Below are 13,903 nucleotides of genomic sequence, written 5' to 3' on the forward strand. Positions count from 1 at the left end.
CTGTTATCGGCTTACAGGTGCATGCACAGACGCAGGGCGTCGTAGATGGCTGCGTGGGTATTGCGCTGGGAAACACAGTCCCCCAGACGCCACAGCACCATGCCTTTGCCGTCGGACGTATCTTCAGCAAGCACTGGCTGAGGCTGAATCGCGAACAGGGTTTCGTTATCAATCTGGCCCTTGTTGCGGGATTCGGCTTTCAGTTCGTAGTACAGGGCTTCGTTTGGACGAGTGCCGTTTTCAACCACAATCTGGTCTACCACGCGCTCTTCCTGCTGACCGGTGTATTCGTTTTCCAGCACGGCGATGTACTTGTCGCCTTCCTTGTACACCTTCTCCAGCATCAGGTCGGAGGTCATGATGACTTCCTTCTCGTACAGGGAGCGGTAGTAAGTCGGGAAGGTAGTACCACCAATGCCAACACCTGGCTTGATGTCGTCAGTGACCAGCTCAACCATGGAGCCTTTCGACAACAGGTAATCCGCGGCAGACATACCGGAGAATTCACAAATGGTGTCGTAGATCAGCACGTTTTTGCCCGGCTCAACGGTGCCGTTGAGGATGTCCCAGCTCGATACCACCATGCCGTCTTTGGCACCCCAGTGCGGGTTCTGCTCAATAAACGGCGTGCCACCAGTGGCCAGAATGCAAACGTCCGGATTCAGGCTACGAATCAGTTCAGCATCCGCTGCGGTGCCCAAACGCACATCAACACCCAGACGATCCAGCTCCATCGCCAGCCAGCGGGTGATACCCGCCATCTGGTCACGCTGAGGCGCTTTGGCAGCAATGGTCACCTGACCACCCAGCTCGTCGGCTTTTTCCAGCAAGGTCACCTTGTGGCCACGTTCCGCCGCAACCCGAGCCGACTCAAGGCCTGCCGGGCCACCGCCAACAATCACCACGTTCCGCACCGGGCCGGAGGTCTTTTCAATGATGTGCGGCAGTCCCATGTATTCACGGGAAGTCGCCGCGTTCTGGATGCACAGCACGTCCAGACCCATGTACTGACGGTCGATGCAGTAGTTGGCACCCACGCACTGACGAATCTGATCCACCTGATCCATCTTGATCTTGGCGATCAGGTGCGGGTCGGCAATGTGAGCACGGGTCATACCGACGAAATCGACGTAACCTTCTTCCAGAATCCGCTTGGCCTGGTTCGGGTCCTTGATGTTCTGGGCGTGAATCACCGGCACCGACACCACTTCCTTGATGCCAGCGGCCAGATGCAGGAACGGCTCTGGCGGGAAGCTCATGTTCGGAATCACGTTGGCCAGGGTGTTGTGGGTGTCACAACCGGAGCCGACCACGCCGAAGTAATCCACCATGCCAGTGGCATCGTAGTAGGCGGCGATCTTCTTCATTTCTTCGTGGTTCAGACCGTCCGGGTGGAATTCGTCACCGGTGATACGCATACCGACAACGAAATCAGGACCAACGGCTTCACGCACGGCTTTCAGCACTTCCATACCAAACTTCATGCGGCCTTCAAACGAGCCACCCCATTCGTCAGTACGCTTGTTCACACGCGGGGACCAGAACTGGTCGATCATGTGCTGGTGAACCGCAGACAGTTCCACACCGTCCAGGCCGCCTTCTTTGGCGCGTACCGCCGCCTTGGCGAAGTCGCCAATGATGCGCCAGATTTCTTCCACTTCGATGGTCTTACAGGTCGCACGGTGAACCGGCTCACGAATGCCGGATGGCGACATCAGGTTGGGCCAGTCACCACCGTCCCAACGGGAACGACGACCCATGTGGGTAATCTGGATCATGATCTTGCCGCCGTGCTTGTGCACAGCGTCGGCCAGATTCTGAAAATGCGGAATGATACGGTCGGTAGACAGGTTGACCGAGCTCCACCAGCTTTGTGGGCTATCGATCGACACAACAGACGAACCACCACAAATACACAAGCCACAGCCACCCTTGGCTTTTTCTTCGTAATACTTCACGTAACGGTCGGTGGTCATACCGCCATCGGTGGCATACACCTCGGCATGAGCGGTTGATACCACACGGTTACGGATGGTCAGCTTATTAATGTTCAGCGGCTGGAACAAAATATCAAACTGGGACATGGGTTCGTCTCTCTCGTCTGACCCCGGCCATCACGGTTAATAACGCCGGGGGTTTTAAATTCTTTTATCTCCGCTGTACTCACCGCGGAGAGGGTAGGATGGGCTTTTGCCCATCACTGTTGGGCAAAGCCCAACCTACCTTGTCTTGTGGGCCGGGTGGTTAACCCGGCGCGTTATCAGAAGCCAGGTTGCAGGAATTCCCACAGGGCGGCATCTTCTTCAGTCACCAACGGACGGCTCTCGAAGTAACCCACCTCGAAACCTTCCTGGGCGCCACACTGGGTTTGCGCAGACAGGGTTTTAACGTCCAGGCCCTGAGCCTTGGCAATCTGGTCGATGGCCCCGGAGAACCAGCCGGTGAACATGTAATCGACCATGCGATTCACCTTGCCGTACTGGTATACAAAGGCAGAATTTTCCAGACGCACCTTGCAGGTACCGGCTTCGATATCCAGCTCTTCGGTAATGAACAGGCCCCAACCGCGCTGGGACAGACGCTTCATGTAATGCTCGAATACCGCATCGCCGCTCAGGCCATGGCATTCGGCTTCTTTCTCACACCAGTAATAGGCCGACTTGTAACCGGCGCGGTACAGAACCTCGGCGTACTTCTCAGCACCCAACTCGGCTTCAATCGCCATGTGGTTGTTAACGAAGAAATGACGTGGCACGTACAGCATCGGCAACGCGTCGGTCGTCCATACACCGGTTTCGTCGTCTACCTGGATCGGCATTTCTGGGGCGTGATAGCTCATGTTCGGTACTCGCATTTGCATCAATGAGTAAGCAATGACCAACCCCACAGCATCGTGCCGGGGGAATGGGGTATGCGAGCAGTCTAAGAAGGGGCGGATTTTTGGAAGTTACCAAAAACGACAGCGCCGGAACCGGAAGCGAATTGGCAGCAAAGGCAACATGCAAGCAAGCATCAGGCGGTGCCGTCGTCGTACTGTTTCCAGCCATGGATACACAACATCCCGTGACAGCCTGACGGTGATGCACAACGGCTGATGACAGGCACACCAAGGGCTCCCTGAACAACATACCCGGAAGGTATCGCAGCCAACGAATTGGGTATTAGACCGCCATGGCAGGTAAGAGATAGTAAGCCTCGTACTCCGGCAGTCAGCCTGACCGCCCCGAATAATAAGAACAGGAGACGCTATCATGGTCGATAATCAGCGCCGCAAGTTTATCCGCTCCTCCCTCCTTGGAGGCTCAGCCCTGGCTCTTGGCAGCCTTGCACCACAGGTGTGGGCAAGCCGGCAATCCACCTTCCGAATCGGTTTCATCAGCCCCCAGAGCGGCCCGCTGCAGGCCTTTGCGGCAACCGATGAGTTTGTGACCGGGCAGTTCCTCAAAGCCGTCAGTGGCGGTGTACGCTCACTGGGGAAACACTTTAACGTCGAACTGATTGTGCGTGACAGCCAATCCAGCCCGAGGAAAGCGGCCGCCGCCGCCCGCGAACTGATAGAACAGCACCAGATCGACCTGATGCTGACCAATTCCACACCGGCAACGACAGTTCCGGTCGCCAACGTCTGCGAGGCACTCGGTGTGCCTTGCATCAGCAACGATACGCCGTGGCAAGCGTATTTTCTTGGCCGTAATGGCGATTACCGCCAAGGCTTCAAATACACCTGGCACTTTTGCTGGGGAGTCGAAGACGTTATCGATACCTACACACGCTTATGGCAACTGCTGCCCGGTGGCGAAACCCGCCGTATCGGCGCCTTGTGGCCGAATGATGAAGATGGCAGAGCCTGGGGAGATCCTCTTCAGGGCTTCCCGTCAGCGCTGGACCGACACGGCTTTGAAATCGTCGACCATGGCCGTTTCGAAAGCCCCAAAGATGATTTCCATCAAACCATCAGGGATTTCACCAAACAGCAGGTGGATATTGTGACCGGTGTTATATCCCCCGTTGAGTTTGCCAATTTCTGGCAACAGTCACGCCGCATAGGTTTTCAACCTGAGGTTGTCACCGTCGCCAAAGCCACTGAGTTCCCACAGGCGGTTCACGCCCTTGGTGATCGTGCCGAGGGGTTGTCAGTCGAGATGATGTGGAGCCCGTCCTTTCCATTTACGTCATCGATGACGGCTCAGAACGCCGCCGAACTGGCAACCGCCTACGAAGCCTACAGCGGCCAACGATGGGACGTGACTCTGGGGATGAAACACTCATTATTCGAAGTCGCCTATAACGTCATACGCCGGGCTGGAAGCCGTAATCCGCGCAATATCCTGCGCGCCATCAAATCCATCAATGTTGGTACCGTACTCGGTAATATCAACTTCCAGCGCAGCCACATTCCGAATCTGGCCAAAACCCCATTGGTCGCCGGGCAATGGCAGCGACGAGGCAGCAATCTGGAACTGGTCGTGGTAGAAAACAGTGGTGCAATCAACGTCCCCATCGAGTCTGAGTTGCAGCCGATACGTTATGGCTGAGAAGGACTCAGCGGGACGTCACCGCCACGACTTTGCGCCATGATATTGCCGACAAATTCCTGCACCACCTCGCCACGCTGATTACGGGTAATGGTGCGGGTTTTGAGAATGCCACGTGATGGATTCGACCTTGAACGACGCTTGTCGAGAATTTCGACTTCCACCGTCAGGGTATCCCCTGCCCGTACCGGCATGGCCCAACGGATTTCTTCTACCCCTGCCCCAATCAAACCACCTTTGGGGCTGAACGGCCCTTTCACCATAAGCTTCATGGTCAGTGCAGCCGTGTGCCAGCCACTGGCTGCCAGGCCCTGAAACAGGGTGTCTGCTGCGGCATCGTTATCCAGATGGAAAGGCTGTGGATCAAATTCACCGGCAAAGCGTTTGATGTCCGCTTCGGTGAGTTCGTAGGCCTGCGCTTCATCTTTGAAGATCTGGCCGATGGTGAAATCTTCGAGGTAGTAGTCGGTCATGCGGGTCCCGGGTCGATATGACATAAATTTGCCTGAAACCATGCCAGCAGACGCCCTGAAAGAACATAACTGCCGTTGCGACAGCCTGTTCAGTAACCTGGCCAGTCGTGATTGCCGAATAGCAACCGACGATTACAGAGCCAGCTGCGCCAGCATTCGCACGCCGGTAATCAGCAGCACCACGGCAAACACTTTTTTCAGTTTGGCGGCGTCCAGCCTGGCCGCCAGTGAGGCGCCCACCGGCGCAAACAAGGTGGTCAGCGGCACGATGCAAACAAAGCCAATCAGATTAACCAGGCCGAAGGTACCAGCCGGTGCGTCGTCAGGCGTCGTGCCGACGGCCAGCATGGTCAAAGCGCCCGGCAAGGAAATAATCAAACCAATGGCTGCCGCTGTGCCCACTGCACGGTGCGCTGGGTAGTTGTACAAGGTCAGCAAAGGCACCGAAATGGTACCGCCACCAATGCCCACCATGGAGCTGAAGAAACCAATACAGGTGCCCATCACACCCTGTCCAATACGACCCGGCAGTTGCTGAAACAGCGCCGCCTTACCGGTACGAAACAACATATTCAGCGCCGACAGCGTGGCAATTACACCAAACAGCAGCGTGAACCAGTGACCATCGACCCGGGTAACCAGCCAGCTGCCCACCAGTACCCCCACCAGAATCAGCGGTGCCCAACGCTTCAACAGATCAAAATCGACATTGCCCTTTTTATGATGCGAGCGGATCGAGCTGACCGAGGTCGGAACAATGGTGGCCAACGAGGTAGCAGTAGCAATCACCATGGCAGACTCTGGCGACACCCCGAATCCCTGAAACAGGAAAAACAGCACCGGGACGATGACAATGCCGCCCCCCACGCCCAGTAAACCGGCCAAAATGCCAGCGAAGATACCCGTTGCGATCAGGGCCAGAAGAGTTGGAAGGTTCTGCGTTATCAGTTCAATCATGCTTGGTCGTATTGTTGTGAAGTATCAACACCGGGTGTACAGCGGTGCCCGGTAACTGGCGTACGTTATATACGTACCGCTTGTTGAAGAAAATTGATTTAATTTCAAACGCAGCTGAGGTCAGCTAATACAGCCGCCAGCGCCTTCCGGTATGTAACTCAATGAGCGCCCTGACCGATAACGCCGATTTTTACTGCTCTCTTTGAAACGCCTCATCGAAACGCACTCATGGATTGGCAACATTGATAGTCCCAACTGGGGCAATTCAAGCCAAAACAGGCCAAACAGCCATGAATATCCGCCGTTCAAAACCCACACCCGGCCCGCTAACCACGCGGTTTTTCGGGGTTTTTCACGCCGCCCAACAATTCATAACCTGAGGTTGTCATTTCCACGAATAAAAAGTTGTTTGTCGCGATCATTTGCTCGTAATTAACATGCCAGAACAAATACCGGCATATCGATATGCCTTATTAATTCGAATAAAACCAAGGTAGCCAGCATGTTATTCAAAGGCATTTATACTCCTGTTATTACTCCTTTCGCCGACGATTTGTCCATTGATATGGACGCTTACGCAGCGAACGTTGCCTACCTGAAAGAATCCGGTGTACACGGTCTGATGATTGGCGGCACCACTGGTGAATACTACGTTGAAAGCCATGAAGAACGCGTTGAACTGCTGAAAGTCGCCCGCGCAACCGTTGGCCCGGATATGCAAATCATCTTTGGTACCGGTTCCATGGACCCACGTGCGTCCATCAAGCTGGCCGAAGCTGGCGCTGCCAATGGTGCAGACTGCTTGCTGGTTGGTACACCGCCGTACTCCTTGCCGACCCAACAGGAGCTGGCAGACGTTGCCCTCAGCATTGATAACGCCGGCGGCCTGCCAATCATGCTGTACAACTACCCGGACCGCATGGGCGTAAACATGGAAGCCGAATTCTTCGAACGTGTGCTCGAGAAGTCCGACAATTTCCAGGGCATCAAGGAAAGCTCCGGTGACATCAACCGCATGCACATGCTGCTGAACGACTACCCACAACTGCAAACCGCATGTGGCATGGACGATCAGGCACTGGAATTCTTCGCCTGGGGCGCACAGAGCTGGGTTTGTGCCGGTTCCAACTTCCTGCCAAAAGAGCACGTGGCCCTGTATCAGGCTTGTGTGGTTGAAAACGACTTCAACAAGGGCCGCAAAATCATGGCTGCCATGATGCCGCTGATGCACGTACTGGAGCAGGGTGGCAAGTTCATCCAGAGCGTCAAGTGTGGCGTCACCATCGATGGCCGCAACGGCGGTGCCGTCCGCGCGCCTCTGCAAGGCCTGCAAGACAGTGAAAAGCAAGTAATGGCCGAAGTTATCAAGCAGCTCAAGGCTGAAGTCGCCAAAATCACTGGCTGATCCGCACTCCCCTGCAACCGGCCTGAAATCCCCGCCTGCCAGCAGGCTCAGGCCGGCTTTTTTGCCGACACACCAAAACACTCACGTTATGCACGATCGCGCCGGTGCAGGCGCTTACTCGCACTGAAAAAGGATAACTCCCATGTCTGATATGCTGACGTACGACGAATACAAGGCGCTGGCCGCCGACATCCAACTGCCATCACTGGCTTACATCAATGGCGAATTCCGCCCGGCTGCCAGTGGCAAAACCTTTGCCAGCACCAACCCTTCGACCGGTGCTCACCTGGCCGACATCGCCGCCTGTAACGGCGACGACGTCAACGTCGCCGTTAGCGCCGCCCGCGAAGCATTTGAAGACGGTCGCTGGAGCAAGCTGCACCCGAACGAGCGTAAGGCCATTTTGCTGAAGCTGTGCGATCTGGTTGAAGCCAACGCCCACGAACTGGCTGTAATGGAGAGCCTGGATTCCGGTAAGCCGATTACCGACTGCGAAACCATCGACATTCCAGAATTTGTTCACACCCTGAAATGGCACGCCGAACTGGTCGACAAAATCTACGACCAGATTGCTCCGGTTGGCTCCGACGCCATGTCCATGATCGTCCGTGAACCGATCGGCGTAGTTGGCGCAGTACTGCCATGGAACTTCCCGCTGCTGATGCTGGCCTGGAAAATGGCTCCGTGTCTGGCTGCTGGCTGTACCCTGGTACTGAAACCTGCCGCTCAAACCACCCTGACCACCCTGAAAATTGCCGAGCTGGCTGCTGAAGCTGGCGTACCTGCGGGCGTATTCAACGTCGTCAGCGGTAGCGGCCGTGAAGTGGGTGAGCCTATCGGTCTGCACATGGACGTCGACATGGTGACCTTCACCGGTTCTACCGCCACCGGCCGTCGTTTCCTGAACTACGCCGCTGAATCCAACCTCAAGAAAGTAGTACTGGAGCTGGGTGGTAAAAACCCATGCATCGTACTGGACGACGCCGAGCGTCTGGACGAAGTGGCCGAGCAAGTGTGTGCCGCCGCCTTCTGGAACATGGGCGAAAACTGCTCTGCCGGTTCCCGTCTGATCGTTCAGGAAGGCATCAAGGACGAACTGCTGGAGCGCATCAAACACTTCGCCAAAGACTGGACTGTTGGCGACCCACTGAACCCGAAAAACGCACTGGGTGCGATGGTCGACAAAGGCCACTTCACCAAGGTTGCCAGCTACCTGGATCTGGCCCGCGAAGAAGGCTATGACATCGTTCTGGGTGGTGACACTTCCGAAGGCTGCTACATCCAGCCGACCGTGGTGGCTGGCGTAAACAACAGCGACAAGATTGCCCAGGAAGAAATCTTTGGCCCGATCCTGTCCGTTATTACCGTCAAGGACTACGACGAAGCCATCGCTGTCGCCAACGACACCGAATACGGTCTGGCGGCTTCTGTATTTACCGCTAACGCCCGTAAGTCGCTGCGTGCCGCCCAGGCCGTACGCGCTGGTACCGTAACCGTTAACTGCTTCGGCGAAGGTGACATCACCACGCCATTCGGCGGTTACAAGCAGTCCGGTTTTGGTGGTCGTGACAACTCCATTCACGCCCACGACCAATACACCGAGCTGAAAACCATCTGGGTGGATCTGAGCGAGGGCTAAGCCCGCCGCTGATTGAATAAACCACTCTGAACCGCGGTTTGTTGCTACCGAACAAGTGTTCGGTAGCAACCCTTTCTGGCCAACTGAAGATGAAGAAAACAACAATCAAGGCCCGCCGCCTGCCAAAAGATCCCGGCCCAGCCGCCTGGGAGAGCCTGCTACCGGAACGCACCCCCTACCCACAACTGGAGGGCGACCTCACCGTTGACTGGGTGATTGTCGGCGCTGGTTTTGCTGGCATGGCAGCCGCTCATCGTCTGCGCCAACTGGTGAACGACGACTCCATTGTGATGCTTGAAGCTTCCGAATTGGCCAAAGGGCCTTCCGGACGCAACAGCGGCTTTATGATCGACCTTCCTCATGAGCTGACTGCCGAAAGCTACACCGGTGGCCACGACGAAGACATGAAGAATATTCGCCTCAATCATATGGCCATCAAGTTTGCCTGCGACATGGCCAAAGAGTTCGACTTTGCCCCCGGCACCGTCGCCCCAACCGGTAAAGTCACTGCGGCATCCACCGAAAAGGGTGAGCGCCATGTGATGAATTACAAGCAGCATCTGGAAGCCATTGGCGAAACCTTCGAGCTGATGGATCACAAACAGATGCACAGCTACACCGGCACCAATTTCTACCACACCGGCTTGTTTACCCCAGGTGCTGTCATGATCCAGCCAGCCGCATTTATTCGTCAGGCAGGTGCAGGACTGGTCAACAAAAAGAACATCCGTATTTTCGAAAATACACCTGTGGTACAGCTCGACCTGGGGACCAGCACTCACGTATTGAAAACACCCAAAGGACGCGTGAGGGCACGTAACGTCATTATGACAGTGAACGGCCACATCGAATCGTTCGGCTTTTTCAAAAGCAAACTGATGCATGTATTCACCTACGCCTCCATGACTCGCAAGCTGACACAGGATGAATTGCATCGACTGGGTGGCAGCGCTGACTGGGGCATTTTGCCCGCCGATCCAATTGGCACCACGGTGCGCAAGATTTCAGACTTTCAGGGCAGTGGTGACCGCCTGATTATCAGAAACCACGCCACGCTGAATCAATCATTGGAAGCCAGCTCAGGCAACATGGCACGCGCCAAACGTTTGCAGCAAAAGTCCTTTGATGCCCGCTTCCCAATGCTGGAAGGGGTTGAGATGGAATACCTGTGGGGTGGCCGACTGTGCTTGTCGCTCAATTCTGTGCCTGCATTTGGCGAAATACGAGAGCGACTGTGGTCGGCCTGCTGCCAGAACGGCTTGGGCACCGTAAAAGGTACCCTTGCTGGCATGATGGCCGCCGAACTGGCATCGGGTCAGCCGAATTCCGATGATTTACGCGACTTTATGCAAGTAGAACAGCCAGCCCGGTTGCCTCCACAGCCCTTCCTGTCTATTGGCGCCAACAGCGTTATGCGCTTCAAGGAATGGCAAGCCGGGCTGGAGTTGTAACCGTTCATTTGCCAGCAGTCCTGCCAGTGCTCAGGTATGAGGTAGACGGCAGGCTACTGGCAAGCCACGGCAACAACCGACATTCAGGACAATACGAGACATGAAACAACAACCGATCAATAAATGACCGTCCTGAAATGCGCGTATTATCTGGCCCGAACAGAAGGATAACCTCAGGTTATCAATTGCCTGAAATAAAGGTTATTAGATGTTCAACGGGCAGATTCATATACTCGAAAAACATTAAAGAAGAACTACAAGAATAATTAATTCCTGAAGCACGATATAAAAATCGAAACCCGTATTTAAACGTCTTAATAGGGCTTTTAAAGACAGCACCCTCGATAATAAATCACCAGATGGTAGGTAAGCAGATGAATATCGTTAAACATTCAATGACTAAAAAAGCTGGCATTATCGCACTCGCCGCCATGGCCGGTTTCAGCGTTTCCTTCAACGCTCAGGCCAGTGATGACAAGCATAAATTCACCCTGGCGCTGGAGTCCGGTGACCGCGATTCCGCCTCTGGCAAGTCCATGCAAATGTGGGCCGACCTGATCAAGGAAGCTTCTGATGGCCGTATGAAGGTCAATATTTTCTATCAGGGCGAACTGGGTGGTCAGCAAGAACTGTTCGACCAGCTGGTGAAGGGCAACATCGACATGATGCTGACCTGGCCACAAACGTCCTACGACGAGCGCCTGGCAGTTAACTATATTCCTTATCTGACCCTGGGCTGGAAAGACGCTTTGGCGGCTTACACCGACGGCGGCTGGCTGAAGAATATCCTCGGTCCGGTTTACGAAGACATCGGTCTGAAGTACTTCGGCCCATACCCGGAAGGTTTTGGTGGTGTTGCTACCAAGGGCAAGTACGCCCTCAGCTACGAAGAAGCTCAGGGCATGAAAGTCCGCTCCCAGCCAGTATTCCCACTGCCACAAACCATGAACGCCATGGGTTTCCAGGCAGTGCCGATCGACTGGGCTGAGGTATACACCTCCATTCAGACGGGTGTGGTTGATGGTGACTCTTCCAACGTTATTTACTGGGACTACGAGTACTTCCGCGACCAACTGGACTACTTTGTACAAACCTCCCACAACTTCTCGTCCTACGCTTTGCTGATGAACTGGGATCAGTGGGAAGAACTGGATGACGAAGATCGCAAGATCATCTCTGACGCAGCGTCTCAAGTGATTGAAACCCAATTCCGTAACGCCAAGGCAGAAGACGACAAGTGGATCGCTGCGGCCCAGAAAGAAGGCATGGAGTACATCGTGCCAAGCAACGAACAGCTGCGAGCCTGGGTTGACCGCGTACGTACCGACGTTTGGCCACAAGCGGAAGAAAAACTGGGCAAGGAGCTGATGGATAAAATCCGCGCCAATGCCTCTGTACCCGAGTAACCGGTTATTCACGGTGCCTGGCCTGTCCCCGGTAATTGCCGGGTAACACCAACAGGCGGGAGTTTGATATCCGGCTGACGTTTCATCAGTCGTTTTCCGTCAGCCGGATATCCTTTTTAATCCACAACAGGAGCTTTACATGTCAGCTTTACTGACCCTGTTATCCGCCATCGACCGGATTTTATATGCTGTTATATATCCACTGGTGGTGTTATTCAGTCTGTTGATTGCCACCATGGTGTCATGGGGCGTATTCAGCCGTACCGTGCTCGACCAGCCAGTTTTCGGCCTTGAAGAATTGGTACTGCTGGCCGCCGTATGGCTGTATATGCTGGGGGCTGTACTGGCATCCCGTGAGCGTTCACACCTGTCGGCGGACTTCACTCAAATCATTTTCAGCAACCCGAAAGTCATTCACGGTTTTCACCTGCTGGCGGTGGTTATTTCCCTCACCATGGCGGTGTTCTTTGCCACCTGGGCGTGGGACCTGCTGGCCTGGGGCCTGAAAAAAGGTCAAGCCACAACCGTATTCCAGATTCCCCTTTACCTCTCGCAAGCAAGCCTGTTTGTCGGCAGCCTGATGTTCATTCTGTACCTGCTGCGCGACCTGCTGACCGAGCTGCTGGAGTTTTTCCAGGGCAATCACCAACAACACAGCCCTGCGGCTGACGACGTACAGAACGAAGGTTAAGTTATGGGTGCCTTACTCGCGATTGCGGCGGTTGTATTGCTGATGATGATCGGCGTTCCCGTTGTATTTTCTTTTGCGGCAATGACGCTGATTTTGTCATTTGTCTACGATGTGGACGTATCGTCCCTGATGACCACCGGTTTCTGGTCCATCAACTCGCTGATTCTGCTGGCCTTGCCACTGTTCGTAATGACCGGCTACCTGATGCAAGCGGGTGGCATGGCCGCCCGCCTGGTGAACTTCGTTGAAGCACTGGTGGGCCGTTCCAAAGCTGGTATGGGTTCCTCCATGGTTGTCGCCTGTGGTGTGTTTGGAGCCATTTCCGGTACCGCGTCTGCGGCGGTTGCCTCCGTCGGTACCATCATGATCAAACCGATGGAAAAACACGGTTACCCACGTGAATACACCAGTGCTCTGCTGGGTATTTCGTCGCTGCTGGGACTGCTGATTCCACCCAGCATCACCATGATTCTGTACGCCGTGGTTACCCGTCAGTCGGTGGCTGCCTGCTTCCTGGCCACCATTGGCCCGGGTATTTTGCTGATCATCATGCTGTGCCTGCTGAACTGGCTGAAAATCCGCAAGCAGGAAGACACTGCCGTGGTGAAGCTGTCGCTGACCGAACGTCTTAACGACATTGGCCAAACCGGCTGGAAAGCCCTGCCAGCGCTGATGCTGCCTTTCATTATTCTGGGCGGTATTTATGGCGGTGTGTTCACCCCAACCGAAGCGGCTGCGATTGCTGTGGTGTATGCCATCCCGGTGGGCTTTTTTGTGTACCGTGAGCTGGACTGGAAAACCACCGTGCGCTGCTTGCTGCAAGCCGCAGCCACCACCGGTGTGATCATGGTGATTCTGGTGTTCTCGTTCGTCGCCAGCCGCATCTTCACATTGGAGCGCGTACCGCAGGAACTGACCGAAATCCTGATGGAAACCTTCCACAGCCCGCTGCTGATTCTGTTGATTGTGAACGTGTTCCTGATCCTGCTGGGCATGTTTATGGACGACGTATCCGTCGTTGCCATCATCAGCCCACTGCTGCTGCCAGTGATGGTCGACATCGGTATTCACCCGGTGCAGTTCGCTGCCATTGTTGGTACCAGCGTGGTGATTGGCTGCAACAGCCCGCCGATGGCACCGATTCTGTTCATGACCTGCCGGGTGGGTGAAGTGGGTATTTCCAAAGTCATGCGCCCCGCCATGTTCTTTATGATCTGGGCTGCACTGCCAGTGATGTTGGTAACCACTTACTGGTCACCAATGGCACTGTACCTGCCGCGCCTGTTTGGCTACATCGACTGAGAACCGCTGCCAGGCCATCAACAACACCTGCAACTGACAGGGGC

Annotated in this window: 11 protein-coding genes; 7 read left to right on the plus strand and 4 right to left on the minus strand. The window is 55.0% G+C overall.

Annotated features, from left to right (window positions below; all coding sequences use genetic code 11):
• Nucleotides 1–11: 11 nt before the first annotated feature.
• Nucleotides 12–2,084, minus strand: a complete 2,073-nt coding sequence (dgcA, locus tag ACXADJ_RS13860) for a dimethylglycine demethylation protein DgcA (protein ID WP_028293811.1) — start codon at nt 2,082–2,084, stop codon at nt 12–14.
• A gap of 176 nt (nt 2,085–2,260) precedes the next feature.
• The gene (locus tag ACXADJ_RS13865) at nt 2,261–2,839 is read right to left on the minus strand and encodes a DUF5943 domain-containing protein (protein WP_475066914.1); all 579 of its coding nucleotides are present in this window, start codon (nt 2,837–2,839) and stop codon (nt 2,261–2,263) included.
• 412 nt (nt 2,840–3,251) lie between these two features.
• On the opposite strand from ACXADJ_RS13865, the gene ACXADJ_RS13870 reads away from it, so the two are divergent.
• Nucleotides 3,252–4,535, plus strand: coding sequence for an ABC transporter substrate-binding protein (locus ACXADJ_RS13870; protein WP_475066916.1), 1,284 nt, complete (start codon nt 3,252–3,254; stop codon nt 4,533–4,535).
• Here ACXADJ_RS13870 and ACXADJ_RS13875 read toward each other — a convergent pair.
• Together ACXADJ_RS13875 and ACXADJ_RS13880 are read right to left on the minus strand one after the other, a co-directional pair.
• Nucleotides 4,526–5,032, minus strand: coding sequence for a MaoC family dehydratase (locus tag ACXADJ_RS13875; RefSeq protein ID WP_475066921.1), 507 nt, complete (start codon nt 5,030–5,032; stop codon nt 4,526–4,528). The genes ACXADJ_RS13870 and ACXADJ_RS13875 overlap by 10 nt on opposite strands.
• 108 nt (nt 5,033–5,140) lie before the next feature.
• A complete protein-coding gene (locus tag ACXADJ_RS13880) occupies nt 5,141–5,965 on the minus strand; it encodes a sulfite exporter TauE/SafE family protein (RefSeq protein ID WP_475066925.1) in 825 nt (274 codons plus the stop codon).
• A 502-nt stretch (nt 5,966–6,467) separates the two neighbouring features.
• Here ACXADJ_RS13880 and ACXADJ_RS13885 point away from each other — a divergent pair.
• The 6 genes from ACXADJ_RS13885 (at nt 6,468) to ACXADJ_RS13910 (ending at nt 13,859) form a co-directional block, all read left to right on the plus strand.
• Complete coding sequence (locus tag ACXADJ_RS13885; RefSeq protein ID WP_475066927.1) at nt 6,468–7,370, plus strand: dihydrodipicolinate synthase family protein; 903 nt, start codon at nt 6,468–6,470, stop codon at nt 7,368–7,370.
• Between the two features lie 142 nt (nt 7,371–7,512).
• Nucleotides 7,513–9,009 carry an aldehyde dehydrogenase gene (locus tag ACXADJ_RS13890; protein WP_475066930.1) on the plus strand — a complete coding sequence of 499 codons (1,497 nt, stop codon included), beginning with the start codon at nt 7,513–7,515 and terminating at the stop codon, nt 9,007–9,009.
• 89 nt (nt 9,010–9,098) lie between these two features.
• On the plus strand, nt 9,099–10,460 hold the full coding sequence (locus ACXADJ_RS13895; RefSeq protein WP_475066933.1) for an NAD(P)/FAD-dependent oxidoreductase: 1,362 nt from the start codon (nt 9,099–9,101) through the stop codon (nt 10,458–10,460).
• A 374-nt stretch (nt 10,461–10,834) separates the two neighbouring features.
• Nucleotides 10,835–11,866 (plus strand): TRAP transporter substrate-binding protein DctP, encoded by a 1,032-nt coding sequence (gene dctP, locus ACXADJ_RS13900; RefSeq protein WP_475066935.1) that lies wholly within the window; start codon nt 10,835–10,837, stop codon nt 11,864–11,866.
• Between the two features lie 139 nt (nt 11,867–12,005).
• Nucleotides 12,006–12,557: a TRAP transporter small permease gene (locus tag ACXADJ_RS13905; protein WP_475066937.1), complete on the plus strand. Its 552-nt coding sequence runs from the start codon at nt 12,006–12,008 to the stop codon at nt 12,555–12,557.
• 3 nt (nt 12,558–12,560) lie between these two features.
• Nucleotides 12,561–13,859, plus strand: a complete 1,299-nt coding sequence (locus ACXADJ_RS13910) for a TRAP transporter large permease (RefSeq protein ID WP_028293819.1) — start codon at nt 12,561–12,563, stop codon at nt 13,857–13,859.
• Nucleotides 13,860–13,903: the final 44 nt, after the last annotated feature.

The sequence above is a fragment of the Oceanobacter sp. ABM4_470 genome (assembly GCF_056158645.1).